At 74.9% G+C, this 25,735-nt stretch carries 26 protein-coding genes; 16 read left to right on the forward strand and 10 right to left on the reverse strand.

The window, feature by feature from the left end; translation table 11 throughout:
- The first annotated feature begins 39 nt into the window (after nt 1–39).
- The 13 genes from AB0Q99_RS17790 (at nt 40) to hypE (ending at nt 13,042) form a co-directional block, all read left to right on the forward strand.
- Nucleotides 40–1,086 (forward strand): hydrogenase expression protein HypE, encoded by a 1,047-nt coding sequence (locus AB0Q99_RS17790; RefSeq protein ID WP_363572725.1) that lies wholly within the window; start codon nt 40–42, stop codon nt 1,084–1,086.
- An 86-nt stretch (nt 1,087–1,172) separates the two neighbouring features.
- Nucleotides 1,173–2,960 (forward strand): nickel-dependent hydrogenase large subunit, encoded by a 1,788-nt coding sequence (locus AB0Q99_RS17795; RefSeq protein WP_363572727.1) that lies wholly within the window; start codon nt 1,173–1,175, stop codon nt 2,958–2,960.
- Nucleotides 2,957–3,424 carry a thioredoxin gene (locus AB0Q99_RS17800; RefSeq protein ID WP_363572729.1) on the forward strand — a complete coding sequence of 156 codons (468 nt, stop codon included), beginning with the start codon at nt 2,957–2,959 and terminating at the stop codon, nt 3,422–3,424. The genes AB0Q99_RS17795 and AB0Q99_RS17800 overlap by 4 nt, the downstream gene beginning before the upstream one ends.
- Nucleotides 3,421–4,068: a DUF5947 family protein gene (locus tag AB0Q99_RS17805; protein WP_363572731.1), complete on the forward strand. Its 648-nt coding sequence runs from the start codon at nt 3,421–3,423 to the stop codon at nt 4,066–4,068. The genes AB0Q99_RS17800 and AB0Q99_RS17805 overlap by 4 nt, the downstream gene beginning before the upstream one ends.
- A complete protein-coding gene (locus tag AB0Q99_RS17810; RefSeq protein ID WP_363572733.1) occupies nt 4,065–4,709 on the forward strand; it encodes a DUF6084 family protein in 645 nt (214 codons plus the stop codon). The genes AB0Q99_RS17805 and AB0Q99_RS17810 overlap by 4 nt, the downstream gene beginning before the upstream one ends.
- Complete coding sequence (locus tag AB0Q99_RS17815) at nt 4,706–6,148, forward strand: hypothetical protein (RefSeq protein WP_363572735.1); 1,443 nt, start codon at nt 4,706–4,708, stop codon at nt 6,146–6,148. Before AB0Q99_RS17810 ends, AB0Q99_RS17815 begins: the two co-directional genes overlap by 4 nt.
- Complete coding sequence (locus AB0Q99_RS17820) at nt 6,145–6,651, forward strand: hydrogenase maturation protease (RefSeq protein WP_363572737.1); 507 nt, start codon at nt 6,145–6,147, stop codon at nt 6,649–6,651. Before AB0Q99_RS17815 ends, AB0Q99_RS17820 begins: the two co-directional genes overlap by 4 nt.
- 231 nt (nt 6,652–6,882) lie before the next feature.
- Nucleotides 6,883–7,260 (forward strand): hydrogenase maturation nickel metallochaperone HypA, encoded by a 378-nt coding sequence (hypA, locus tag AB0Q99_RS17825; RefSeq protein ID WP_363572739.1) that lies wholly within the window; start codon nt 6,883–6,885, stop codon nt 7,258–7,260.
- 5 nt (nt 7,261–7,265) lie between these two features.
- Complete coding sequence (hypB, locus tag AB0Q99_RS17830) at nt 7,266–8,090, forward strand: hydrogenase nickel incorporation protein HypB (RefSeq protein WP_363572741.1); 825 nt, start codon at nt 7,266–7,268, stop codon at nt 8,088–8,090.
- Nucleotides 8,087–10,429, forward strand: coding sequence for a carbamoyltransferase HypF (gene hypF, locus AB0Q99_RS17835; protein WP_363572743.1), 2,343 nt, complete (start codon nt 8,087–8,089; stop codon nt 10,427–10,429). Before hypB ends, hypF begins: the two co-directional genes overlap by 4 nt.
- 6 nt (nt 10,430–10,435) lie before the next feature.
- On the forward strand, nt 10,436–10,822 hold the full coding sequence (locus AB0Q99_RS17840) for a HypC/HybG/HupF family hydrogenase formation chaperone (RefSeq protein WP_363572745.1): 387 nt from the start codon (nt 10,436–10,438) through the stop codon (nt 10,820–10,822).
- On the forward strand, nt 10,819–11,952 hold the full coding sequence (hypD, locus tag AB0Q99_RS17845) for a hydrogenase formation protein HypD (protein ID WP_363572747.1): 1,134 nt from the start codon (nt 10,819–10,821) through the stop codon (nt 11,950–11,952). The genes AB0Q99_RS17840 and hypD overlap by 4 nt, the downstream gene beginning before the upstream one ends.
- A 100-nt stretch (nt 11,953–12,052) precedes the next feature.
- Nucleotides 12,053–13,042 (forward strand): hydrogenase expression/formation protein HypE, encoded by a 990-nt coding sequence (hypE, locus tag AB0Q99_RS17850; RefSeq protein WP_363572904.1) that lies wholly within the window; start codon nt 12,053–12,055, stop codon nt 13,040–13,042.
- A 94-nt stretch (nt 13,043–13,136) separates the two neighbouring features.
- Here hypE and AB0Q99_RS17855 read toward each other — a convergent pair whose 3' ends face one another.
- Nucleotides 13,137–13,304, reverse strand: a complete 168-nt coding sequence (locus tag AB0Q99_RS17855) for a hypothetical protein (RefSeq protein WP_363572749.1) — start codon at nt 13,302–13,304, stop codon at nt 13,137–13,139.
- 338 nt (nt 13,305–13,642) lie between these two features.
- Between AB0Q99_RS17855 and AB0Q99_RS17860 the strand changes: the two genes are divergently transcribed.
- The gene (locus AB0Q99_RS17860) at nt 13,643–14,371 is read left to right on the forward strand and encodes a hypothetical protein (protein ID WP_363572751.1); all 729 of its coding nucleotides are present in this window, start codon (nt 13,643–13,645) and stop codon (nt 14,369–14,371) included.
- A gap of 34 nt (nt 14,372–14,405) precedes the next feature.
- On the opposite strand, the gene AB0Q99_RS17865 is transcribed toward AB0Q99_RS17860, so the two are convergent.
- Both AB0Q99_RS17865 and AB0Q99_RS17870 read right to left on the reverse strand, forming a co-directional pair.
- Nucleotides 14,406–15,227 carry a hypothetical protein gene (locus tag AB0Q99_RS17865; RefSeq protein ID WP_363572753.1) on the reverse strand — a complete coding sequence of 274 codons (822 nt, stop codon included), beginning with the start codon at nt 15,225–15,227 and terminating at the stop codon, nt 14,406–14,408.
- Between the two features lie 107 nt (nt 15,228–15,334).
- Nucleotides 15,335–15,637: a hypothetical protein gene (locus AB0Q99_RS17870; protein WP_363572755.1), complete on the reverse strand. Its 303-nt coding sequence runs from the start codon at nt 15,635–15,637 to the stop codon at nt 15,335–15,337.
- Nucleotides 15,638–15,876: 239 nt separating this feature from the next.
- Here AB0Q99_RS17870 and AB0Q99_RS17875 point away from each other — a divergent pair, with 239 nt between their 5' ends.
- The gene (locus AB0Q99_RS17875) at nt 15,877–16,368 is read left to right on the forward strand and encodes a signal peptide protein (protein ID WP_363572757.1); all 492 of its coding nucleotides are present in this window, start codon (nt 15,877–15,879) and stop codon (nt 16,366–16,368) included.
- A gap of 21 nt (nt 16,369–16,389) precedes the next feature.
- Here AB0Q99_RS17875 and AB0Q99_RS17880 read toward each other — a convergent pair whose 3' ends face one another.
- The 7 genes from AB0Q99_RS17880 to AB0Q99_RS17910 all read right to left on the reverse strand — a co-directional run bounded on the left by AB0Q99_RS17880 (nt 16,390) and on the right by AB0Q99_RS17910 (nt 23,920).
- Nucleotides 16,390–17,481 carry an LLM class flavin-dependent oxidoreductase gene (locus AB0Q99_RS17880; protein WP_363572759.1) on the reverse strand — a complete coding sequence of 364 codons (1,092 nt, stop codon included), beginning with the start codon at nt 17,479–17,481 and terminating at the stop codon, nt 16,390–16,392.
- A 91-nt stretch (nt 17,482–17,572) separates the two neighbouring features.
- Complete coding sequence (locus tag AB0Q99_RS17885) at nt 17,573–18,598, reverse strand: LLM class F420-dependent oxidoreductase (RefSeq protein WP_363572761.1); 1,026 nt, start codon at nt 18,596–18,598, stop codon at nt 17,573–17,575.
- A 122-nt stretch (nt 18,599–18,720) separates the two neighbouring features.
- Complete coding sequence (locus AB0Q99_RS17890; RefSeq protein ID WP_363572763.1) at nt 18,721–20,337, reverse strand: ABC transporter substrate-binding protein; 1,617 nt, start codon at nt 20,335–20,337, stop codon at nt 18,721–18,723.
- Between the two features lie 65 nt (nt 20,338–20,402).
- Nucleotides 20,403–21,266 carry an ABC transporter ATP-binding protein gene (locus AB0Q99_RS17895; RefSeq protein ID WP_363572765.1) on the reverse strand — a complete coding sequence of 288 codons (864 nt, stop codon included), beginning with the start codon at nt 21,264–21,266 and terminating at the stop codon, nt 20,403–20,405.
- The gene (locus AB0Q99_RS17900) at nt 21,263–22,093 is read right to left on the reverse strand and encodes an ABC transporter ATP-binding protein (protein WP_363572767.1); all 831 of its coding nucleotides are present in this window, start codon (nt 22,091–22,093) and stop codon (nt 21,263–21,265) included. The genes AB0Q99_RS17895 and AB0Q99_RS17900 overlap by 4 nt, the downstream gene beginning before the upstream one ends.
- On the reverse strand, nt 22,090–22,974 hold the full coding sequence (locus tag AB0Q99_RS17905; RefSeq protein ID WP_363572769.1) for an ABC transporter permease: 885 nt from the start codon (nt 22,972–22,974) through the stop codon (nt 22,090–22,092). Before AB0Q99_RS17905 ends, AB0Q99_RS17900 begins: the two co-directional genes overlap by 4 nt.
- 1 nt (nt 22,975) lies before the next feature.
- The gene (locus AB0Q99_RS17910; protein ID WP_363572771.1) at nt 22,976–23,920 is read right to left on the reverse strand and encodes an ABC transporter permease; all 945 of its coding nucleotides are present in this window, start codon (nt 23,918–23,920) and stop codon (nt 22,976–22,978) included.
- A gap of 640 nt (nt 23,921–24,560) precedes the next feature.
- On the opposite strand from AB0Q99_RS17910, the gene AB0Q99_RS17915 reads away from it, so the two are divergent.
- Entirely contained in the window at nt 24,561–25,496 is a 936-nt protein-coding gene (locus AB0Q99_RS17915) for a response regulator transcription factor (protein WP_363572773.1), read from the forward strand.
- Nucleotides 25,497–25,735: the final 239 nt, after the last annotated feature.

A 25,735-nucleotide genomic window follows, 5' to 3' on the forward strand; every position in this document is an offset into this window, starting at 1 on the left:
GCCATTTCGTCCGGCTCCCATCCCCGAGGAGGCATCCTCATGGGTGCTGCAACAACCGACACCGACGTGGTGCACATTCTCTGGATCAACGCCGGCCTCAGCTGTGACGGCGACTCCGTCTCGCTGACCGCCGCGATGCAGCCCAGCATCGAGGAGATCGTCACCGGCACGCTGCCCGGCCTGCCCAAGGTCGCCGTGCACTGGCCGCTGATCGACTTCGAGTGCGGCCCGGTCCAGGGCGCGGACAACTTCGTCGAGTGGTTCTTCAAGGCCGACCGCGGCGAGATCGAGCCGTTCGTCCTGGTCGTCGAGGGGTCCATCCCCAACGAGAAGATCAAGGAGGAGGGGTACTGGTGCGGCTTCGGCGACGACCCCGCCACCGGCCAGCCCATCACCACCAGTGAGTGGCTGGACCGGCTCGCCCCCAAGGCGACCGCCGTGGTCGCGATCGGCACCTGCGCCACGTACGGCGGGATCCACGCGATGGCGGGCAACCCGACCGGCGCGATGGGCGTGCCGGACTACCTGGGCTGGAACTGGAAGTCCAAGGCCGGGCTGCCGATCGTCTGCGTGCCGGGCTGTCCGATCCAGCCCGACAACTTCGCCGAGACGCTCACCTACCTGCTGTACCAGCTGGCCGGCTCCGCGCCGATGATCCCGCTGGACGACAAGCTGCGGCCGGCCTGGCTGTTCGGTGCCACCGTGCACGAGGGCTGCGACCGCGGCGGCTACTACGAGCAGGGCCAGTTCGCCACCGACTACGGCACGCCCGAGTGCCTGGTGCGGCTCGGCTGCTGGGGTCCGGTCGTCAAGTGCAACGTCGCCAAGCGCGGCTGGACCAACGGCATCGGCGGCTGCCCCAACGTGGGCGGCATCTGCATCGCCTGCACGATGCCGGGCTTCCCGGACAAGTTCATGCCCTTCATGGACCCGCCGCCCGGCTCGCGCGTCTCCACCAACGCGAGCAGCGCGTACGGCGCGCTGATCCGCCGGCTGCGCGCGATCACGCTGAAGACCGTCGACAAGGAACCGAAGTGGCGCCACAGCGGCCGCCACCTGACCACGGGTTACCGCCCGCCCTGGTGACGGCCGCGGGGCCGCACACCTCCCGGTGTGCGGCCCGTCGGCGCCGCCGCCTCCGCCCCCGTTCAGAGAAGGACACGACAGACACGATGGCAACACCGACGACCAGGGCGGCCGGCGACGGCAGCGGCCTGACCGAGATGTCCTGGGACCCGATCACCCGGATCGTGGGCAGCCTCGGCATCCACACGAAGATCGACTTCAAGCAGAAGCGCGTCGCGGAGTGCTACAGCACCTCCTCGGTGTTCCGCGGCTACAGCGTCTTCATGCGCGGCAAGGACCCGCGCGACGCGCACTTCATCACCAGCCGGATCTGCGGGATCTGCGGCGACAACCACGCCACCTGTTCGGTCTACACCCAGAACATGGCGTACGGGGTGAAGCCCCCGCACCTCGGCGAGTGGATCATCAACCTCGGCGAGGCCGCCGAGTACATGTTCGACCACAACATCTTCCAGGAGAACCTGGTCGGGGTCGACTACTGCGAGAAGATGGTCCGCGAGACCAACCCCGGCGTGCTCGAACTCGCCGAGCGCACCGAGGCGGCGCACGCCGGCGACCACGGGTACAAGACCATCGCCGACATCATGCGCTCGCTCAACCCGATCGAGGGCGAGTTCTACCGCGAGGCGCTGCAGGTCAGCCGGTACACCCGGGAGATGTTCTGCCTGATGGAGGGGCGCCACGTGCACCCGTCCACGCTCTACCCGGGCGGCGTCGGCACCGTCGCGACGGTGCAGCTGTTCACCGACTACCTGACCCGGCTGATGCGCTACGTCGAGTTCATGAAGAAGGTCGTGCCGCTGCACGACGACCTCTTCGACTTCTTCTACCAGGCGCTGCCCGGCTACGAGGAGGTCGGCCGGCGGCGGGTCCTGCTCGGCTGCTGGGGCAGCCTCAACGACCCGGACCACTGCGACTTCACGTACCGCAACATGACGGACTGGGGCCGCCGGATGTTCGTCACCCCCGGCATCGTCGTGGACGGCAAGCTCGTCACCAACGACCTGACGGAGATCAACCTCGGCATCCGGATCCTGCTCGGCAGCTCCTACTACGAGGACTGGCAGGGCAAGGAGCTCTTCGTCACCCACGACCCGCTGGGCAACCCGGTCGACCCCCGGCACCCGTGGAACCAGCACACCATCCCGCAGCCGCAGAAGCGCAACTTCGACGACAAGTACAGCTGGGTGATGTCCCCGCGCTGGTTCGACGGCAAGGACCACCTCGCCCTGGACACCGGCGGCGGTCCGATCGCCCGGCTGTGGTCCACCGCGCTGTCCGGGCTGGTCGACATCGGCTACGTCAAGGCCACCGGGCACAGCGTGCTGATCAACCTGCCCCGCTCGATGACCAAGCCCGAGGTCACCTTCGAGTGGAAGATCCCGCAGTGGAGCAACGCCCTCGAACGCAATCGCGCCCGGACCTACTTCCAGGCCTACGCGGCCGCCGCCGCCCTGCACTTCGCCGAGAAGGCGCTCGACGAGGTCCGGGCCGGGCGCAGCCAGACCTGGGAGCGCTTCGAGGTGCCGGACGAGTCGATCGGCTGCGGCTTCACCGAGGCGGTGCGCGGCGTGCTCTCGCACCACATGGTGATCCGCGACGGCAAGATCGCCAACTACCACCCGTACCCGCCCACCCCGTGGAACGCCAGCGTCCGGGACAGCTACGGCACGCCCGGCCCGTACGAGGACGCGGTGCAGAACACCCCGATCTTCGAGGAGAACTCCCCGGAGAACTTCAAGGGCATCGACATCATGCGCGCGGTGCGCAGCTTCGACCCCTGCCTGCCCTGCGGCGTGCACATGTACGTCGGCGGCGGACGCACCGTGCAGACCATGCACGTGCCCACCGGCCTGAGCGGGCTCACCGCATGACGGCCGAGCAGACCGGGCTGCGGATCCAGGAGGCCCTGGACGCCCTGGCCGGCAGCGGTGCCGAGCAGGCGGGCGAGCACCTGGTCCGGGACCTGATGGACTTCTACGGCCAGGGGCTGGCCAGGATCGTCCCGGCGCTGCCCCCGCCCGCCCTGGGACGGATGCTGGACGACCCGGCGGTGGCCGCCGTGCTGCTCCTGCACGACCTGCACCCCGAGGACGTCACCGCCCGGATCGAGCGGGCGCTCGCGGCCCTGCCCGAGCGGGTCGAGGTGCTCGGCTTCGATCCGGGCACCGGCGTGCTGCGGCTGCGCCGGACCGCCTCCGGCTGCGGCTGCGCGGAAGGGGACGTGGAGGCCGTCCTCGCCTGCCACGCGCCCGAGGTGACGGCCCTGGAGCTGGAGCGCTCCCCGCAGCTGCTGCAGATCGGCACCCGCCCGGCGCAGCCCGCGGAGGCGCGATGAACACCCGCCGGATCTCCCGCGACGGGACCGCCCTGCTGCGCCGGCTGCGCGAGCCCGCGCCACCGCGACCCGAGCAGTGCGGCTTCTGCGGCCGGGACCTGCCGGCCGGCCACCGCCACCTGGTGGACGTCGAGGAGCGCGCGCTGGCCTGCACCTGCACCGCCTGCGGCCTGCTGTTCCAGCAGCCGGGCGCGGCCGGCGGGCGCTTCCGCACCGTACCGGACCGCTACCTCGCCGACCCCGGGGGCGAGTTGGACGAGCGGGCCTGGTCGGTGCTGGGCATCCCGGTCGGCACCGCGTTCCTGTTCCGCAACGCCCTGCTGGACCGGCTGCTCGCGTTCTACCCCGGCCCGGCCGGCGCCACCGAGAGCGAGGTGGACCAGGAGGCCTGGGACCGCGCCCTCGGCGGCAGCCGGCTGGCCGCCGCGCTGGAACCGGACGTGGAGGCGCTGCTGCTGCGCCGCACCGACGGGCGCGTCGCCTGCTTCCTGGTGCCGATCGACGTCTGCTACGAGCTGGTCGGCCGACTGCGGCGGTGCTGGCACGGCTTCGACGGCGGGGCCGAGGCGCGGGCCGAACTCGACGCGTTCTTCGGCCGGTTGGCCGACCGGGCCCGCCCGCTGCCCGCGGCGGTGACGGCGTGACCTCACTCGCCTTCGCCTGTACCGGCGTGCGGTCCGACCCGTACGCGGCCGTTCCGACCCTGGTCTTCCGGCTGCGGATCACCGCGCCGGCCGACACCCGGGTGCACGCCCTCGCCCTGCGCTGCCAACTGCGGATCGAACCGGGCCGCCGGTCGTACGCCGAGCCGGAGGGCGAGCGGCTGGCCGACCTGTTCGGCGAGCGGGAGCGCTGGGCGAACACGCTCAACCCGATCCAGTTCGCCACCGTGCCGCTGCTGGTGCCCGGCTTCACCGGCGGGACCGAGACCGACCTCGCGGTGCCCTGCAGCTACGACCTGGAGGTGGCCGCCGCCCGCTACTTCCGGGCGCTCGACGGCGGGGACGTACCGCTGCTGCTGCTCTTCTCCGGCACCGCCTTCGCCGGCCCCGGCGGCTTCCAGGTCACCCCGGTGCCGTGGGACCGGGAGGCCGCGGTGCGGATGCCGGTGCGGGTCTGGCGGGAGGCGATCGACCGGCACTTCCCCGGCTGCGGCTGGCTGCGCCTGCCCGACGACGTGCTGGACGACCTGCTGGCCTACCGCTCCCGGCGGGCCCTGCCCTCCTGGGAGGCGACGGTGCGGGAACTGCTGACGGCGGCCGCGGTCGAGGAGGTGGCCCGGTGAGCGGCTTCCCGGCCGGGATCGAGCGCGGCTTCGCGGCCGCCCGGCAGATCGCCGACGCGGTGCTGCTGGAGGGCTACGTGCTCTACCCGTACCGCGCCTCGGCGGCCAAGAACCGGCTGCGCTGGCAGTTCGGCGTCCTGGTGCCGCCCGAGTACACCGCGCAGGGCGGCGAGCACTCGCACCAGCGCACCGAGTGCGTCCTGGAGGCGCGCGGCGAGGACCGGCTGGCGGTCGAGCTGCGCTTCCTGCGGGTGCAGCGGCGCACCGTCGAACGGGCCACGGCGGCCGGCGGGTTCGAGCCGGTGGAGCGGCTGGAGCTGGCCGACCGGGTGCTCGTGGAGTGGGACGAGGGCGTCGAGGAGAGGATCGAACTCCTGGTCCCGGTCGAGGAGTTGACCGGAGCCGGGGTGCAGCGGGCGTTCCGGCTGCCGGGCGTCGGCGAGACCGAGCTGCTGCGCGAGCAGGGCACCGCCGTCGGACGGCTGGTGCGGCGCCGCGAACAGGTTGACGGCCTGGTGCGGCTGACCGTCGAGGAACTGCCGGGCCCGTACCGGGCGCAGCGGCTGACGGCGGTGGTGGAGAACGTCTCGGCCTGGGTGCCGCCCCGGCGGGCGAGCCGCGAGGACGCACTGCCGCGCTCGCTGGTCTCCGCCCACCTGCTGCTGGGCCTGGAACACGGCCGGTTCGTGTCGGCCACCGACCCGCCCGAGTGGGCCCGCCCGGCCGTCGAGCGCTGCCGCAGCCGGCACACCTGGCCGGTACTGGCCGGGCCGGAGGGCGAGCGCGGGGTGCTGCTGTCCTCGCCGATCATCCTGGAGGACCACCCGAAGGTCGCCCCGGAGAGCCTCGGCACCCTGTACGACGCCACCGAGATCGACGAGATCCTGGCCCTGCGCACCGCGGCGCTGACCGACGAGGAGAAGCGGGAGGCCCGGGGCACCGACGAGCGGGCCGCGGCCGTGATCGACCTCGCCGACTCCATGCCGCCCGAGGTGCTGGAACGCCTGCACGGTGCCATCCGCGGGCTGCGCGACCTCACCGGTGCCACCGCGGACGCGGAACAGCCCTGGTGGGACCCGGGCAACGACCCGGAGGTCGACCCCGCGCGGGACCGGGTGCTGGTCGGCGGCCACGCCGTCGGTGCCGGCAGCCGGGTCCTGCTGCGGCCCGGGCGGCGGCGCACCGACGCCCAGGACCTCTTCCTGGCCGGGCGCACCGGCGTGGTGGAGGCGGTACTGCACGACGTGGACGGCTCGGTGCACCTCGCCGTCACGGTGGAGGACGACCCGGGCGCGGACCTGTGGCGGGCACAGGGGCGGTTCCGCTACTTCCAGCCGGACGAGGTCACCCCGCTGGGCGAGGCCGTCCCGCTGGGCGAGGCCGTCCCGCCGGGCGGGGCCGTCCCGCCGGCTGCCGACGACCGGGCGGAGGAGTCGTGAACGCCGCATCGGTGCTGGTCGCCGGGGTGGGCAACATCTTCCTCGGGGACGACGGGTTCGGCGTGGAGGCGGTGCGGCGGCTGTCCGCGCACCCGCTGCCGACGGGCGTCGAGGTGGTCGACGTCGGCGTGCGCGGCGTGGACCTGGCGTACCGGCTGCTCGACGGCCACCGGACCGCCGTCCTGCTGGACGCCACCTGCCGCGGCGGGGCGCCCGGCACGGTCTACCTCATCGAGGCGGCCGCCGAGCCGCTGGAGGTGCCGCAGCTGGACGGGCACCGGATGGGGCCGGACGCCGTGCTCGCGCTGCTCGCCACCCTCGCGGCCGGGACCGGCGGCGAGCCGCCCGGGCGGGTGCTGGTGGTCGGCTGCGAGCCGGCGTCACTGGAGGAGGGCATCGGGCTGAGCGCCCCCGTCGCCGCCGCCGTCGAGGAGGCGGTCCACGTGGTCCTGCGGATCCTGGACGAGGCCACGCAACCGGAGAGGGAGACAACACCATGCTGAGGAAACTGTTCTGCGCGGCCCTGCTGGCCGGGATCGGCGCGATGGTCTGGCAGAGCCTGCCGGACCTCAAGCGGTACCTGCGGATCTCGCGGATGTGAGCCGCGAATTGCTGCGAACGGTGCAGCCCCGGGCGCGGTGGCGGCGCGGCTTCGGGCCGTCGCCGCCACCGCGCCTTGTAATGGGGCGCGCCTCGTAATGGCGCCCGCTGCCGACCGCCGTGGGAAGGAACCGATGCACGAGATGTCGATCGCCGCCGCCGTCGTCGAGCAGGTGGACGCGGCCGCGCGCGACCACGGGGCCCCCGGGGTGGCGCGGGTGCGGCTGCAGGTGGGCGAGTTGGCGGGCGTCGTCCCGCAGGCCCTCGACTTCTGCTTCGAACTGGCCTGCGCCGGAACGCTGGTGGCGGGCGCGGTGCTGCACACCGAGACCGTCGCGGCGCGGGCCCGGTGCACGCCCTGCGAGGCCGAGTGGGCCGTCGGCATGCCGCCGGACCTCGGCTGCCCGAGCTGCCCCGGCGGCGGCGTCGAGCTGCTGTCCGGGCGCGAGCTCCAGATCCTCGACGTCGAGTGGGCCGAGCGCCCGGACGTCCCGGCCGAACAGAAAGGCTGATGCCGATGTGCCGCACGGTCGACCTCCGGCAGGCGGTCCTCGCCCGCAACGACGACAGCGCCCGCGAGCTGCGGGCGGCCCTGACCGCCCGGGGGACGGTCGCGGTCAACCTGCTGTCCAGCCCCGGCAGCGGCAAGACCGCCCTGCTGGAGGCCGAGTTGGCGCTGGCCCGGCGGCGTGGTGTGCCGGTCGCCGCGCTGACCGCCGACCTCGCCACCGAGAACGACGCGCTGCGGCTGGCCCGTTCGGGCGCGCCGGTCAAGCAGGTGCTGACCGACGGGCTCTGCCACCTGGAGGCGCGGATGCTCGCCGGGCACCTGGACGGCTGGCTGCCGCAGGACTGCCGGCTGCTCTTCGTGGAGAACGTCGGCAACCTGGTCTGCCCGGCCTCGTACGACCTCGGGGAGTCGCTGCGGGTCGTGCTGGCCTCGGTGACCGAGGGCGAGGACAAGCCGCTCAAGTACCCGACCGCGTTCGGCCTGGCCAACCTGGTGCTGGTGACCAAGACGGACCTCGCCGGGGCGGCCGAGTTCGACGAGGCCGGGTTCACGGCGAACGTGCGGCGGGTCAACCCCGGGGTGGAGGTGGTGCACACCTCGGCCCGCACCGGTGACGGTGTCGGGGCGCTGCTGGAGCGGGCGCTGGCCGTGCTGGACGGCGCCGCGCCGCACCGGCCGGTGATGGCGGCCCCGACCCACGCGCACGGGCATGCGCACGGGCACGGACACGAGCGCGGACACGGGCACGGCCACGCGCACGGGCATGAGCACGGGGACGGTCAGGGGCGCGACCACGGGCGCGACCGCGCGGTGGCCGGGGAGGCCCCGTGACGGTCGGCCGTCCGGAACTCGGCCGCGAGCGGCGCCGGGTCGCCGTCCGCGGCCTCGTCCAGGGCGTCGGCTTCCGGCCCTTCGTCTTCACCCTGGCCGGTGAACTCGGCCTGGCCGGCAGCGTCACCAACACCGGCGAGGGCGTGCTGGCCGAGGTCGAGGGCAGCCGCGAGGCCGTCGAGGCGTTCTGCCGCCGGGTGGCCAGCGACGCGCCGCCGCTCGCCCACGTGGCCTCCGTCGACCACGCGCCGCTCGCCGCCACCGGCGCCACCGGCTTCGCCATCACCGCGTCCCGGACCGACGGACCCCGGGCCACCCTGATCCCGCCCGACGTCGCCGTCTGCGCCGACTGCCTCGCCGAACTCGCCGACCCGGCCGACCGCCGCCACCGGCACCCGTTCATCAGCTGCACCAACTGCGGCCCCCGGCACACCATCGTCACCGGCCTGCCGTACGACCGCGCCAACACCACCATGGCCGGCTTCCCGATGTGCGCGGACTGCGCCCGGGAGTACACCGACCCGCGCGACCGCCGCTTCCACGCCCAGCCGGTCGCCTGCCACGCCTGCGGGCCGCGGCTCGCCCTGACCGTGCCCGGGCGCACCGGCCTCGCGGGGGAGGACGCCCTGACCGGGGCCCGCCGACTGCTGGCCGCCGGGGCGGTCCTCGCCGTCAAGGGCATCGGCGGCTACCACCTGGCCTGCGACGCCCGCGACACCGGCGCCGTCGCCCTGCTGCGCCGCCGCAAGCGGCGCGGCGACAAGCCGTTCGCGCTGATGGCCCGTGACCTCGGCACGGTCGAGGAACTGCTGCCGCTCGACCCGGTCGAGCGAGAACTGCTCACCGGACCGGTCCGGCCGATCGTCCTGCTGCGCCGCACCGGCGCGCCGCGGCCGGAGTTCGCGGCGGTGGCCCCGGGCAGCCCCGACCTCGGGGTGATGCTCCCGTACACGCCGCTGCACCACCTGCTGCTCGCCGCGCCGGGGCCGGACCTGCTGGTGATGACCAGCGCCAACCTCTCCGGCGAGCCGATCGTCACCGACGACCGGCAGGCGCTGGACACGCTCGCCCCGCTGGTCGACGGCTGGCTCACCCACGACCGGCCGATCCACGTGCCGTGCGAGGACTCGGTGGTGCGGGTGGTGGACGGCGAGCAACTGCCGCTGCGCCGCTCGCGCGGGTACGCCCCGCTGCCGCTTCCCCTGCCGGTGCCGGTGCGCCCGGTGCTGGCGGCCGGCGGGGACCTGAAGAACACCTTCGCGCTGGCCCGCGACGGCTACGCCTGGCTGTCCGGACACATCGGGGACATGGACGACCTGGCCACGCTGCGCGCCTTCGACCGCGCGGTCGACCAGCTCGGCACGGTCAGCGGGGTGCGGCCCGAGCTGCTGGTCACGGACCGGCACCCCGGGTACCGCTCGGTCCGGCACGCCGAGCGCGCCGCCGCCGGCCGGCCGGTGCACCGGGTGCAGCACCACCACGCGCACATCGCCGCCGTGATGGCCGAGCACGGCCTGGACGGCGGCCGGCCGGTGCTCGGCCTGGCCTTCGACGGGACCGGCTACGGCGAGGACGGCGCGATCTGGGGCGGCGAGGTGCTGCTGGCGGACTACGACGGGTTCCGCCGCCTCGCCCACCTCTCCTACGTGCCGCTGCCCGGCGGGGACGCGGCGGTCGAGCGCCCGTACCGGACGGCGCTGGCGCACCTGCGCGCCGCCGGCCTGCCCTGGACCGCCGGACTGCCGCCGGTCGCGGCCTGCCCGGCGGAGGAACTGCGGGTGCTGGAGCGCCAGTTGGCGCGCGGACTGAACACCGTGCCGACCTCCAGCATGGGCCGGCTCTTCGACGCGGTCTCCGCGCTCGCCGGGATCTGTCAGCGGGCCGGGTACGAGGCCCAGGCGGCGATCGAACTGGAGGCGGCCGCCGCCGGGTCCGGGGCCGCGGAGGGGTGCCGGTCCGGCGCCGCCGAGGGCTACGCGTTCGGGCTGCCGGCGCGGGCGGACGGCTGGATCGCCGACCCGGCGCCGGTGCTGGCGGCGGTGGTGGCGGACGTGACCGCGGGCGCGCCGGCCGGGCTGGTCGCCGCGCGCTTCCACACCGCGGTGGCCGGGCTGGTCCGGCGGGTCTGCGCGGCCGTCCGGGAGCGGTACGGCACCACCGTGGTGGCGCTGAGCGGCGGCGTCTTCGCCAACGTCCTGCTCTCCTCGGCCTGCGCGCGCGGCCTCGGGGCGGACGGCTTCACCGTGCTGCGGCACCGCCGGGTGCCGCCCAATGACGGAGGACTGGCACTCGGCCAGCTGATGGTGGCCGCCCGTGCGGCGGTCACCCGGGAGGAGTGAGAGCGGATGTGCCTGGCGGTGCCCGGCAGGGTGACGGAGATCGGGGAGCGCGACGGGACCCGGATGGCGGTCATGGATTTCGGCGGGGTGGTCAAGGACGTGTGCCTGGAGTACCTGCCCGACCTGGCGGTGGGCGACTACGCGATCGTCCACGTGGGCTTCGCGCTGCAACGGCTGGACGAGGAGTCGGCCCGGCGCACCCTCGCCCTGTTCGAGGAACTCGGTTTGCTGCAGGAGGAGTTCGGCGACCCGTGGGAAGCGGCGGGGGAGTGGCGGGACCCGCGGGAGGAGTCCCGGGAGCGGGAGCACGCGGAGGAACGGGAGGCGCCGGGGGAGCGGGGGACGTCGGGGGAAGCGGGCGCGGTGCGAGCGGCTGAGGAGGCCGGACGGTGAAGTACCTGGAGGAGTTCCGGAACCCGGAGCTGGCCGAGGGCCTGCTCGCGGACATCAGGGCGACGGTCACCCGGCCGTGGGCGCTGATGGAGGTGTGCGGCGGCCAGACGCACAGCATCATCCGGCATGCCATCGACCAACTCCTGCCGGAGCAGGTCGAGTTGATCCACGGACCGGGGTGCCCGGTGTGCGTCACCCCGCTGGAGATGATCGACCGGGCGCTGGCGATCGCCGCCCGCCCCGGGGTGATCTTCTGCTCCTTCGGCGACATGCTGCGGGTGCCCGGCACCGACCGCGACCTGTTCCGGGTCCGCGGCGAGGGCGGCGACGTCCGGGTGGTCTACTCGCCGCTCGACGCATTGCGGATCGCGCGCGAGAACCCGGACCGCGAGGTCGTCTTCTTCGGCATCGGTTTCGAGACCACCGCGCCGCCGAACGCGATGGCCGTCCACCTGGCCCGCGAGCAGGGCCTGCGGAACTTCAGCATGCTGGTCTCGCACGTCCGGGTGCCCCCGGCGATCGACGCGATCATGGAGTCCCCGGACTGCCGGGTCCAGGGCTTCCTCGCCGCCGGGCACGTGTGCAGCGTGATGGGCACCGAGGAGTACCCGGCGCTCGCCGACCGCCACCGGGTGCCGATCGTGGTCACCGGCTTCGAGCCGCTGGACATCCTGGAGGGGATCCGGCGCACCGTGCGGCAGTTGGAGCGCGGGGAGCACACCGTCGACAACGCCTACCCGCGGGCCGTCCGGCCGGAGGGCAACCCGGCGGCGCGCGCCATGCTGGAGGACGTCTTCGAGGTGGCCGACCGGGCCTGGCGGGGCATCGGCGTGATCCCGCGGAGCGGCTGGCGGCTCTCGCCGCGCTACCGGGACCACGACGCCGAGCACCGCTTCGACGTCGCCGGGATCGCCACCCGGGAACCCGCCGCGTGCCGCAGCGGCGAGGTGCTGCAGGGCCTGCTCAAGCCGCACCAGTGCGAGGCCTTCGGCACCACCTGCACCCCGCGGACCCCGCTCGGCGCCACCATGGTCTCCAGCGAGGGCGCCTGCGCCGCGTACTACCTCTACCGGCGGCTGAGCACGCCGACCGCTTCCGTCCGGGCCCAGGAGACGACCCCCGTTGGCTGACACCGAGATCCTCGCCGAGGCCGCTCCCGAGGCCCCGCCCGTCCCCGACTTCTCCGGCTGGAGCTGCCCGCTGCCGCTGCGCGATCACCCCCGGGTGGTGATGGGGCACGGCGGCGGCGGGGCGATGTCCGCCGAACTGGTGGAGAACCTCTTCGCGCCGGCCTTCGGCGGACCGGCTCTCGCCGGGCTCGGCGACTCCGCCGTGCTGGAACTCGGCGGGGCCCGGCTCGCCTTCTCCACCGACTCCTACGTCGTGCGGCCGCTGTTCTTCCCGGGCGGGAGCATCGGGGACCTCGCCGTCAACGGCACCGTCAACGACCTCGCGATGAGCGGGGCCCGGGCGGCGTACCTGTCCTGCGGGTTCATCCTGGAGGAGGGCGTCGAGATGGCCGTGGTGGACGGGGTGGCCCGGGCGCTCGGTGCCGCCGCCCGGACCGCCGGGGTCGAGGTGGTCACCGGGGACACCAAGGTGGTCGAGGCCGGGCGCGGGGACGGCATCTACCTGAACACCGCGGGCCTCGGGCTCGTCCCCGCCGGGGTCGACATCCGGCCGCAGCGGGCCCGCCCCGGCGACGTGGTGATCGTCAGCGGGCCGATCGGGCTGCACGGGGTCGCGATCATGAGCGTCCGGGAGGGCCTGGAGTTCGGGGTCGAGGTGCGCAGCGACTGCGCGGCGCTCGGCGGCCTGGTCGAGGCGATGCTGGCCGTCACCCGCGACCTGCACGTGCTGCGCGACCCCACCCGGGGCGGGTTGGCGGCGGCGCTCAACGAGATCGCCGTGGCGGCCGGGGTGGGGGTGACGCTGAGCGAGCGGGCCGTCCCCGTTCCCGAGGCGGTGGCCAACGCCTGCGCGCTGCTGGGCCTGGACCCGATGTACGTGGCCAACGAGGGCAAGCTGGTGGCCTTCGTGCCGCGCGGGGAGGCGGACGCGGTGCTCGCCGCGATGCGCGACCACCCACTGGGCGCGGAGGCGGTGGTGATCGGCGAGTGCGTCGAGGAGCACCCCGGCATGGTCGTCGCCCGGACCGGCTTCGGCGGCACCCGGGTGGTGGACCTGCCGATGGGCGAGCAACTGCCGCGGATCTGCTGACGGCGCGGGATCTTGTCGGTACGGCGGGATCCGTCGATGCGGCGCAGCGCGGCCGCCCCGGGAGGTTGGTCCCGGGGCGGCCGCGTTTCCGGCCTCAGCGGCGCCCGAACAGCTTGCCGAGCCAGCCGCCGCCCGTCCGCTCCTTCGGGCCGCAGGTGCACCGGGCGGACGCCGGCACCCCCGCCAGGACCTGCTCCACGTGCATGCCGCACCCGGCGTAGGTCTGCTTCCCACAGCGTCGACAGGCGACTCGTCGGCACATGCCGCTCTCCTTGCTCTCGGTCCTTCGGGGAGGAATGCTGCTGCCAATATACCCCTAGGGGTAATTGAACGCGCCATTCGGGCGAAAGGGGCGGTGCTTCGGCGGGCGGAGGAGTGGCAGCGCGGCGCCCGGTCGACGCGGATACGCTGGGCACGGAGGAGCCCCGGGCCCCGGCCGACGCCTCGGGGGCGACCGTCGCGGCCCCGGTGCGGAGGTACGTGGTGCGGAGGTACGTGGTGCGGAGGTGCGTGGTGCCGGAGGGTGACAGGGTGCGACGGCGCGGCGTCCGGAGTCCCGGAACGCGCGCCGCGCACGGCGACTGACGGAACCGCGCGGCCGTGCGCTCCGCGGTGGTCGAGGTCAAGGTGGACCTCACCGTGCCCAACCACGGCATCGGCCTGTGGATGGTCGGCGCGTTCGTGCTCACCTTCGTGGGCACCCGGGTGATCACCCGGCTGATCCGGGCCGGCCGCGGCCCCTTCCGCGACGTCGAGGTCGGCGGCACCCACGTGCACCACCAGGTGTACGGCATCCTCGCCATGCTGGTGGCCGGCGCGATGGAGTTCGCCTACCGGCCGGACCCGCCCGGGGCGCAGATCCTGGCCGCGTTGTTCGGCGCCGGTGCCGCGCTCACCCTCGACGAGTACGCGCTCTGGCTGCACCTGGAGGACGTCTACTGGTCCGGTGAGGGGCGCAAGTCCGTCGACGCGGCCTTCCTGGCGGTGGCGGTCGGCCTGCTGCTGGTGGCCGGGGTCAACCCGTTCGCCGACACCGGCCAGGGCACCGCCGCCCACCTGGCCTTCGCCGCGGTGCTGCTGGTCGACCTGGTGTTCTCCGTCGGGGCGATCCTCAAGGGCAAGACGGCGCTCGGGGTGATCGGGGTGCTGGTGCCCCTGGTCGCGCTGGTCGCCTGCCTGCGCCTGGCCAAGCCCGACTCGCCGTGGGCCCGCTGGCGCTACCGGCCGGGCTCGCGCCGGGCCGAGCGCGCGCTGCGCCGCTACCCGGCCGGGCGGCGGACCCGGATGGACGCCCTGAAGGACTTCGTCGGGGGCGTCCCCCGGCCGTGAGGCCCCTGCCCTCGTCCCTTCGGCGGGGCGGTGCTCAGCCCAGGAACCGGCGCAGCGAGTCCGCCAGGGCCCGGACGAAGCGCTCCCGGGCCTGCTCGGGGAGCAGGTCGAGGGACAGGTAGGGGTTGAGGTCCTCCAGCTCGACCAGGAGCAGCCGGCCGTCCGGCGCCCGGCAGGCGTCCACCCGCTGGATCCCGTGGTCGAGCGTGTTCCACGCGACGAAGCGCCGTGCGAAGTCGAGGTCGGCCGTGCTCGGCTCGTACGGCTCCAGCACCCAGCGCCGGACCGGGTCGGGCGCGTGGAGGGCGTACTGGAAGGCGTCGTCCACGAAGTAGAACGAGACCTCGTAGGCGAAGTCGATCCGCGGCTGGACCAGCTGCCCGGCCCACTCGATGCCGTCCAGCTCCTCGCGGGTCAGGAAGCGCAGCCCCAGGCTGTCGGCGCCCTCCTGGGGCTTGACCGCGTAGCGGTCGGCGACGGGCAGCAGGGCGAGGTCCTGCGGCCGGTCGACGGTGGGGATGACCGGGAAGCCGGCCGCGGTGAGGTCCAGCAGGTACCGCTTCCCGGCCATGTCGCCCCGCCCGGTCAGCGGGTTGTAGACCCGCACGCCGGCGGCCAGGGCCTCGGCGCGGAAGCGGGCGTACTCCTCCCGGTAGTGCAGCACCGGACCGCTGTTGCGCACCACGACCGCGTCGAAGCGGGACATCAGGGCCCGGGCGTCGAGCGGGTGGCACAGCGCGAGGTCGAACCACTCCCGCAGCCGGGCGGTCAGGAACACGTCCTCGTCGCCGTAGCGCCGACCGGCGGCCGGGTAGGAGAGATCGGTCACGTACAGCAGGCTGGGCCGGTCGGGCACGGCTGCTCCCTCGGTCGGTGGTGGGGAGCGAATCTACCGGCCGGCCGGAATGTTCCGGCCAGCGGCCCGGTCGGTGATGGTCCGGGCCGGTCCGGGGGGGCGGGACCTCAGTCCTGGAAGGTCCGTTCGTCCAGGACATCGAGGTTGCGGAACGACGGCGGACCGTCGCACAGGGCCGCGATCCGGGCCGCGAACTCGGCGGTCTCCGGCCGGCTGGAGTTCTCCATCGCCACCTCGTAGGAGGGGAACTCCACGATGTTCAGGTACACGTTCTCGCCGTCGCGGTCGCGGGTCTGCAGGGCCCGCGTCGCCAGACGGTGGCCCTTGTTCTTCTCGACCCAGCTGTCGAGCAGGGCGTTGAACTCGTCGATGCGACTCGTCCGGTACTCGATGATCTGGATGAACCTCACGGCTCGACCTCCTCGGCCTGACGCGGGGCAGTCGGCTGCCCCCTCCAGCGTCGCCCCGGCTGCCCGGCGCTGCCACCGCGCTCGCGGTCGGTCGCGGTCGGTCGACCTCGGTCGGGGCCGGGCGGGGGCGGCCGGCGCGCGGCGCGGATGCGCGTTGCGCCGTCGGAGTGCAGGGTGGACGGGTACCGTCCGGCCACCGGTGGACTCCGGGGAGCCGAGCACGATCGAAGGAGGCCCCCATGCCGACCAGGAAGCTCCTCGGCCGGGCGCTGGCCCTGACCGCCCTCGCCGCCCTGCCGACCGCCGCGTTCACCCTGCCCTCCTCGGCGGCCGCCACGGTGGCCGCCGCCCCGCCGGCGGTGGCCACCGCCGTGCCGGTCGCCTTCGTCGACCTGCCCTCCAGCCCGCTGCCGACCGACCACGCGGCGCACCGGATCACCGTCACGTACCGCAACCCCACGGCGGCGGACCAGACCGTCGCCCCGCAGATCCTCGTCGAGTCCCCGGACCACGGGCCCTTCCTCGGCCCGGCGGACGTCAAGCTGGAGGTCCTGAGCGGCGGCCACTGGAGGACCGTGCCGCTGGCCAGCCAGACCGGCACCCTGTACACCCCCCTGACCTCGGCGAAGCTGGTCCTCCACGGCCACCACACCCTCGTCCAGCGGTACCGGCTCACCGTCCTGGAGCCGTCCCCGGGGACGGTCCAGCCGCGGGTGGCGCTGTACGACTGAGCCGCGCGCGGCCGCGCCGGTTCACCAGCCGCGGCGGTCGGCCGGGGTGCCGTGGCCGGCCCGGAGACGGCGGACCAGGGCGCGGCGCAGCTCCCGGTCGTGGTCGGTCTCCACGGGGAGGTCGAGCTGGACGATGTCCACGCCCGCCGAGCGGAGGAGCCCGATGCGGGCCGCGACGGTGTCCGGCGAACCGGTGTAGGCGGCGCTGAGGGAGCGGCGGACGTAGGCGGCGACCTGCTCGTCGCCGTGGGCGGGGTCGGAGCGGCCGCGCTCGCGGTCCCGGTCGAGCTGGACGGCCTCCCGCCAGCGCCCGCCGGCGCCGGAGGTGAGGCGCAGGGCGTCCCGGCGCAGTCGGCGGACGCGGTCGCGGGCCTCCTCGTCGGTGTCGGCGAGGACGACGGTGATGTGCCGCCAGATGCGCAGGGACCGGCCGTGGACGGCGGCCGCGGCGTGGGCCTGGGCGATCCGCCGCCGGGTGTCGGGCAGCGGCAGGGGGCTGACGGCGTACACCTGCGCGTAGCGGGCCGCGAGGTCGAGGCCCTGCGGTGAGGAGCCGCCGAAGGAGAGCAGTTCGCCGCCCGGCTCCGGGTGCAGGCCGGGGCGGGCGCCGGCCACGGTGTAGAACTCCCCCTTGTGGTCGATGTCCCGGTCGGCGGTGAGGTAACGGGTGAACAGATCGAGGTACTCCTCGGCCCGGCGGTAGCGCTCCGCCTTGTCGAGGAGATCGCCGTCGCGGGCCATGTCGCGGTCGCTGGAACCGATGATCACGTGCGCCGCCGCCCGCCCGCCGGAGAGGCGGTCCAGGGTCGCCAGGGAGCGGGCGGCGACGGTCGGTGCGGTGGTGCCGACCCGGTGGGCGACGGCGATCCGCAGCCGGGTGGTGGCGGCCAGCGCCCAGGAGGCCACCAGCCAGGGGTCGGGCCACGAACTGGACTGCACCACCAGGGCGCTGTCCAGCCCGTCCTCCTCGTTCTCGCGCGCGGTGCGGGCGACGTACGCCGGGTCGGCGGTGCGGTCGCGGCCGTCGGGGGCCCAGCGCAGGGCCTGGCGCTCCTGCGGGGTGCTGCCGGGGACGGGTGCGGCGCGGACCCCGCCGCGGATCTCCAGGGGCACGGCTTCTCCTCGGGTGTCGATCGGACGGAACGGCGGCGGGGCGGGAACGGCGGCGCGGTGGAGCGGTGGCGAGGTGGCGAGGTGGAACGGGTCAGCGGGCGGCCGGGCCGAGCCGGGCCAGGGTGTCGAGCAGCTTGGCCCGGCTGACGAACACCTCGGGCGGCAGCGACACGTACAGCTGGATGGTGGTGACGCCCGGGCGGTGGTAGGCGAGGATGCGCTCGCGGCACTCCTCGGGGGAGCCGCTGACGAAGAGCCCGTCGACCACCTCGTCCGGCAGGGCCTTCTGGGCGCCCTCCGGGTCCCCGGAGGCCCACAGTCGGTGCGTCTCGGCGAGCAACTCGCCGTGGCCCAGCCACTCGTGGAACTTCCGGTACGGCTCGCGGTTGAGGATCCAGGCCAGGAAGGGCCGGGTGGCGCGGTGGGCGTAGTCGGTGTCCTCGGTCGGGCAGACGAAGACCTTCACCACCAGCTCCTTGCCGGGCCGCTGCGGGCCGACGGTGTCCAGGATCTTCGGCACGTCGTGCGGGAACAGCAGGTTGGTGATGGCGCCGTCCCCCTCGGTGAAGCCGAGCCGGAGCATGTTGGGCCGCAGCGCGCCCAGGATCACCTTGACCGGTTCGGCCGGCGGGTGCGGCAGCCGGTAGCCGGTGATGTCGAAGGTGTCGAACCCGCCCGTGACGTACTCGCCGCGCAGCGCCCGGGTGACGAAGCGCAGCACGTCCCGGGTGCGCTTGAAGGGTTCGTCGAAGGGGATGCCGTTGATGTCGGTGACATGGGCGGGGACGGAGGCGCCGATGCCCAGCAGGACGCGGCCGGGGGCGAGTTGGGCGAGCGTCGCGGCGGTCTGGGCGAGCACCGCCGGGCCGCGGGTGTGCACCGGGACGATGCCGGTGGCGATCCGCAGCGACGGGGACCACGCCGCCGTCGCGGCCAGCGGGGTGAAGGCGTCGGTGCCGCCACCCTCGGCGCTCCACACGTCGGTGTAGCCGAGGTCGGGCAGCCGCTCGACCAGGAAGCGGTGCCGGTCGATGGTCAGGCCCGGCAGGGGCAGGGTGATGCCCCACTTGGGCGGTTCGGCCTCGGGGTGGTGGTGCGGTGGGTGCGGGGTGGTCATCGGACGGCTGTCCTTCCGTGGTGCTCGGGGGTGGTGCGTCGGGGTGCTGTTCCGGGGCGCCGGTTCGACGGGGTGCCGGTCTCGGCGCGGTGCCGGGTCGGCGCGGTGCTTCGGGGAGGGGATCAGCCGACCCACACCGTGGTGAGGTCGAGGAACCAGGACTGCGGCTGCACCAGCCCGTGGACCTTCGGCGACAGGGCCCGCGGGTTGCGGTCGTTGACGACGAACAGCCAGGGCGCGTCCTGGGTGACGAGGGTGAGGGCCTTGCGGTAGCCGGCCTGCCGGGCGGCCTGGTCGGCGTCGGCGGCCGAGGCGGCGAGCAACTCGTCGACCTGCGGGTTCGCGTAGTGGCCGGTCCAGAACGGGCTCTTGGAACCGATGAACAGCGGCAGCAGCGCCTCGGACTGGAACAGCGTGGTGGACTGGGCGACGGCGTCGGAGCCGAGTGCCACCTGGCCCTTGGCCTCGGCGCCGATCAGGGTGGTCCAGTCGGTGGTGCGCAGCTCGACCTTGATGCCGACCGCGGCGAGGTCCCGCTGGATGGCCTCGGCGATCGGCACCGGCAGCAGGTTGCCGCTGCCGCCGGTGGGCACGGTGACGGAGGTGGCGAAGCCGTTCGGGACGCCGGCCTCGGCGAGCAACTGCTTGGCCTTGGCGGGGTCGTAGGAGTAGGCGTCCCCGGCGGGGTCGTACGCGGCGGTGGCGCGCGGCGCGGCCTGGTAGGCGGGGTCGGCGGTGCCGTGCAGCAGCTTCTCGGCGATGGCCTTGCGGTCGATCGCGTAGTTGGCGGCCCTGCGCACCAGCGGGTTGTTCCAGGGCGCCTTGGAGGTGTCCAGGATCCAGTACCAGAGGTGGTCGTAGCTGTTGGTGGCGATCGTGACGCCGTCGGACTTGAGGCTCTCGATGTCGTCCGGGTTCGGGTACTCGATCCAGTTCGCGCCGCCGGAGCGCAGGGCCGCGGTGCGGGCGGCGGCGTCCGGCAGAGCCTTGATCACGAGCCGGTCGAGCTTGGGGGCGCCGCGCCAGTAGTCCTTGTTGGCGGCGAGCTCGATCTGCTGGCCCTCGGTCTGCGAGACGAAGCTGAACGGGCCGGTGCCGACCGGGTGTTGGGAGAAGTTCGCGGAGCCGGTCTTCCGGACGGCGGTGGGGCTGGCGATCAGGACGTGCGCGAGGTCCTCGGGGAAGTGGCCATTGGGCTCCTTGGTGACCAGTTCGACGTGGTCGGCGTCGGTCTTGCGGTAGGAGGCGATGTCGCCCGCGTACTCCGCGGCGGCGGCGCCCAGGGCGTCGGTGTACTCGGGGCTGGTCTTGTCGAGGTAGCGCGCCAGGTTGAAGACCACGGCGTCGGCGTCGAAGGGGGTGCCGTCCTGGAACTTCACGTCCTTGCGGAGGGTGAACGTCCAGGTCTTGCGGTCGGCCGCGACCTGCCAGTCGGTGGCGAGGGCGCCGGTGACCACCGGCGGCTTGTCGGTGCCCTTCAGCAACTCGTAGCGGGTCAGGCCCTCGTAGAGCTGGAAGGAGACCAGCCGCTTGCCCTCGAAGCCCGCGCCGCCGATCACGGTGTCGGTGTTGGGCAGCTTGCCGGTGGCGCCGACGACCAGGGTCCCGCCGCGGCCGGCACCGCCGCCCGCCCCGTCGGAGCCGCCGTCGGAGCCGGCGCAGCCGGCGGCCGCGGCGAGCAGGGCGACGGCGGCCGGCAGGGCGACGGCTCTGGAGCGGATGCGGGCGGTGCGAGTCATGGTGATTCCTCAGTCGGTTCGGTGGTGCGTCGGTGGTTCGTGGTGCGTGAGCAGGGTCAGGGGAGTCAGGACGGGGCGGTGCCGGTGGCGGCTTCCAGCAGGGCCCGGGTGTACGGGTGCGCGGGGGAGTCCCAGAGCCGGTCGGCCGGGCCCTCCTCGACCACCCGGCCGTGCCGCAGCACCAGCACCCGGTGGGCGAGGTGGCGGACCACGGCGAGGTCGTGGGAGATGAACAGGTAGGCCAGGCCGGTGCGTTCGCGCAGCTCGGTGAGCAGGTCGAGCAGCCGGGCCTGCACACTGCGGTCCAGGGCCGAGGTCGGCTCGTCGCAGACCAGCAGCTCGGGCCCGGTGGCCAGCGCCCGGGCGACGGCCACCCGCTGCAGCTGCCCGCCGGACAGCTCGCGCGGGTAGCGGGCGGCGAGCGCGGGCTCCAGACCGACCTGGGCGAAGAGCCTCGCGACGGCGGCGGCGCGCTCGGCGCGCGGGGTGCCGTGCAGCCGCAGTGCGAAGGCGACCGCCTCCCCGGCCCGCAGGCTCGGGTTGAGCGAGCCGCGCGGGTGCTGCGGGACGAACTGCAGCCGGCCCCGCAGCGCGCGGTCGGCGCGACCGCGCAGCCGGTACGGGTCGCGGCCGGCGAAGCGGACGCTGCCGGAGTCGGGGGCGAGCAGGCCGAGCGCGAGGCGGGCCAGGGTGGACTTCCCGGAGCCGGACTCGCCGACCAGGCCGACGGTCTCGCCGGGGGCGACGCGGAGGCTGACGCCCTCCAGTGCCGCCCGGTCGCCGAAGCGCTTGCCGACGGCGTCCAGGGCGAGCAGGGGGGCCTCGGGGGTGGGACCGGGGTCGGGACGGGGGGCGGTGCGCGGGTCGGCCGTGGTGCTCGGGCCGACCGCGCGGCGCGGGTCGGTGGTGGTGCGCGGGTCGGTGGTCATCGGCGGGCTCCCGGTTCGGCGGCCACCAGGGCAGCGGTGAAGGAGTGGTCGGGATCGCCGAGCACCCGCTCGGCCGGGCCGAGTTCGACGACCCGGCCGGCCCGCATGACCGCCACCGTGCCGCCGATCCGCCGGGCCACCGCGAGGTCGTGGGTGACCAGCAGCAGCGCGATGCCGCAGTCGGCGCGCAGGGTGGTGAACAGGTCCAGGATCCGGCCGCGGACCAGCGCGTCCAGCGCGGTGGTCGGCTCGTCGGCGATCAGCAGCTCCGGCCCGCAGCAGATCGCCAGGGCGATCGCGGCGCGCTGGCGCAGGCCGCCGGACAGCTCGTGCGGGTACGCCCGGGCGACCCGCTCCGGATCCGGGACTCCCGCGGTGGCGAGCAGCCCGGGGACGGCGGCGCGGGCGGCCCGTCGGCCGTCGGCGACCCCGTGCCGGCGCAGCACCTCGGCGAGCTGGGGGCCGATCCGGCGCAGCGGGTCGAGCGAGGAGCTCGGGTCCTGCGGCACGTAGCCGATCCGCCGGCCGCGGACGTCGGACAGGGCGCGCTCGTCGAGCGCCCGCAGGTCCGTTCCGGCGAGGCGGACGGCGCCGGTGACGACGGCGCCGCGCCCGGGCAGCCCGAGCACCGTCCGGGCGACGGTGGTCTTGCCGCTGCCGGACTCGCCGAGCAGCACCAGGGCGCCGCCGGCCCGCAGGGCGAGGGAGACCCCGTCGACGGCCCGCACGCCGCCCGGGTACTCGACGCCCAGCGTCTCCACCTCCAGCAGCGCGCCCGGCGGGCCACCGGCCTCGCGGTTCGTCGGGTCCGGTGCTCCGCTGCTCATCGGGTCACCTGCTTCGCGGCTCGTCGGGCCGCGGCCGGGGTGGCGCGCGGCAGGTGGGCGGCGGCGTCGCCGATGCGGGTGCGCAGCGCCTCGCCGAGGGTGTTGAACACGACCGAGACCGCGAGGATGACCAGGGCCGGCAGCACCGCCACCCAGGGGTGGGTGAGCAGGGAGGGCCGCAGCTCGTCCAGCATCGCGCCCCACTCGGCGGTGGGCGGGGCGACGCCGAGCCCGAGGAAGGACAGCCCGGCGGCGTACACGACGGCCAGCCCGACCAGCGAGGAGGCGTACACCAGCACCACCGGCGCCACCACGGGGACGACCTGACGGAGCACCAGCGCGCCCCAGCCGGCGCCGCTGACCCGGGCCGCCTCCAGGTACTCGGAGCTGCGGATCCGCCGGGTCTCGGTGAACGCGACCCGGGCGACCGCGGGGGTGAGCACCACGGACAGCGCGAGCACGGTCGCGCCCAGCCCTGGGGTGAGCAGCGAGGCGACGGCGATCGCCAGCAGCACCCCGGGGAAGGCGTAGAGGACGTCCAGCGTGCGCAGCAGGGCCTGCTCGGTGAGACGGCCGCCGAGGCCCGCCGCGATGCCGAGCAGCGTCCCGGCGACGGTGGCGACCGTGACCGGCACGAGCCCGCCGGTGAGCGAGGCACGCCCGGCCCAGACCAGCCGGCTCAGCAGGTCACGGCCCTGGCCGTCGGTGCCGAGCGGGTGCCCGGGGCTGCCGGGGTCGAGCAGGCGGTCCGCGAGCCGTCCGGCGGCCGGGTCGTACGGGGCGACCAGCGGTGCGGCGAGGGCGAGCAGGACGAGCAGCACGGCGAGGGCGCCGGGGACGACCAGGCCGAGGTTCCGTCCGGTCCATCGGGTCGGCGTCATGTCAGGCCCTCACTCGCGGGTCGATCGCCGCGTGCGCCGCGTCCACCAGGAGGTTGACGCCGACGAACGCGACCGCCACCACCAGCACCCCGCCCTGCACCAGGGGCAAGTCGCGGGCGGTGAGCGCGTCGTACAGCAGCCGGCCGATGCCGGGCCAGGCGAACAGGGTCTCCACGAAGACCACCCCCTCCAGCAGGTAGGCGAGTTGCAGGCCGCCGATGGTCAGCAGCGCGGGCGAGGCGTTGTGCACGCAGTGCCGCAGCACGGCGGCCGGGCGCAGGCCGCGGGCGCGCAGCGAGTCGGCCAGCTCACCGGCCAGGACGGTGCCCAGCGAGGCCCGGAAGACCCGCGCGGTGAGGCCGAGCGGCACCAGGGCGGCCGCGACGGCCGGGAGGACCAGGTGCCGGGCGAGGTCGGCCGGGCCGCCGGAGCCGAACACGTCGTGGGTGCCGCCGGCCGGAAGCCAGCGCAGCCCGACCGCGAAGACGGCGATCAGCAGCAGCGCGACCGAGTACTGCGGGGCGGACACCGCGAGGGTGGACAGCGCCCCGGAGATCCGCCCGCCGGGGCCGCGCGGGCGCAGCGCGCCGAGTGCGCCGAGCGCCACCCCGCCGGCCAGCACCAGCAGGAACGCGGCCGCGGTCAGGGTGAGCGTCTGGCCGAGTGCGGGGAACAGCAGGTCGGCGACCGGGCGCTGGCCGGAGATGGAGGTGCCGAGGTCGCCGGTGAGCGCGTGGCCGAGCCAGTCGGCGTAGCGGACGGGCAACGGCTGGTCCAGGCCGAGCCGTTCGGTGAGCTCCTGACGGGCGCCGGGCGGCGCGCCCGGGCCGAGGAAGGCGGCGACCGGGTCGCCGGGGACGAGCGCGACGGTCGCGAAGACGACGACGGTGACGCCGAGCAGCGTGGGGACGGCCAGCAGGAGCCGGCGCAGCAGGAACCGGGTCACCCGTCGGCCCTCCGGGACGGGGCGCCGGACGGGCCGGCGGCGGGCCGGTGGGGCGGGGCGGGCATGGTCCTGCTGCTCCTTCGGGGTCGGGGGTGCCGGGCCGTCGATCCGGCCTCGGGGCGGGGGCGTCCGGCGCGTGTTCGGGGGCCGCCAGCGGGAGTCGGGACATCGCCGCGACGGCCGCGGTCGCTTGGAGGAGCGTCGCGGACGTGCGGCCCGGACAACCAGTCAGTTCCTGGTGCTGTTACTCCCGATCACAGGATCCGTGGTGGCGGGAGCGCCGGTGCCCGGGCCTCCGGGGCCGGGTCCTGTCCTTGACCTGCACAAGGAACCGGAACTAGGGTTCCAGGCATGGCTATTCGGCGGACCGACTTCACCTTGGTCGGGATCGGCGGCTCGTGGCACCGAAGGTGTTTCGACGAGTTCTGTCGACCGCGCTCCACGCGCTGACCGCCCCGGTCCACATCCGCCGCGGTCCGCGCCCCCTCCTCACCCGGATCCATGCCCGACGCCCGTCCGCGTCGCCGGCGGAGCCCTGTCGCGCCGCACCGCGCCCACGGGGCCGACCAGCCACCAGCTAGGGGGACCGCATCGCCATGCCGCACCACAGACGTCCAGCCTCCGTCCCCGGAGGTGCCCGATGGCAACAGTGAGCACCTTCGCCGCCCCGGCCGGCCCGCGCGGCCGCCGGCTTCCCGCCCGCCGCGCGGCCTGTGGCGGCACCGGCCCGGCGGACGCCCCGGGCGCGGGGGACGCCCTCGGCGCGGGACCGGCCCGGCCGCAGGCCGAGATCGACAACCCGCTCGACCTGATCGCCGGTCACCAGCTGCTGGCCGAACCGGCACCGCCCGCCCCCGGCCGGGCCGACCCCGGCTGTGGCTGCGGCCACCCGATGTGCGTGGACGAGGACCGCGACCGCACCGCGCTCGCCCGGGTGTTCCTGGTCGAGCGGCACTCGGTGGCCAGCGCCGGGCTGCGCAGCGTGCTGGCCACCGCGCCCGGACTGGCGGTGGTCGGTTCCACCGGCGATCCGCTGCGCGCGGTGGCGGCCGTGCACCGCATCGCCCCCGACGTCGTCCTGCTCGGCCGCGGCGCGAACCTGGAGGAGGACCTGGCGGCCGTGGTGGCGCTGCGCGGAGCCGACGGGGCGCCCGACGCCCGGGTCCTGCTGCTGCGCCGGGCCGAGTCGACCGCCGAGGCGAGCCGGATGCTGCTGGCCGGAGCCAGCGGGTGCTTCCCGCTCGACCTGGCCGGGGAGCGGATCATCGGCGCGGTCCAACTCGTCGCGGCCGGCGGGTCGGTGTTCCTGCCGGCGCCGCCGCCCGCCCGGATCCACGCGGCGGCTCCCGCCCGGCACCTCGGCGAACTGCCGCCGCAGCAGGCCGGGCTGACCGAGCGCGAGCGGGAGGTGCTGGTCAAGCTCGGGGACGGCCTGAGCAACGCCGAGATCGGGCGCGAACTCGCCCTGGCCGAGGCCACCGTGAAGAAGCACCTCACCCAGGCCATGCGCAAGATCGGGCAGCCCGACCGGCTGCGCGCCGCGCTCTACGCCCACCGCCACGGGCTCGCCGGGTAGCTCCGGCGGCCACGCACGCACCGCCCGAGGGCGGGTCCCGCCGACACCCGGGGCCCGCCCTTCGTCGTGTCCAAGGTCCGGGATGGGCCAGGCCAGGGGTCCGGCCCCGACCCGGGCGGGATCCGGGCGGGCCGACGGCCGGGGCGACCTTCGGAGCATCCGCACGGCGACGATCGGCGCCCCGACCGGCGCCGTTCGGGGCTACCGGGGCGCTCGGGCCGCTTCGTAGCGTGGCGGGA

This window comes from Kitasatospora sp. NPDC086791 (assembly GCF_040685975.1).
Taxonomy (GTDB): Bacteria; Actinomycetota; Actinomycetes; order Streptomycetales; family Streptomycetaceae; genus Kitasatospora.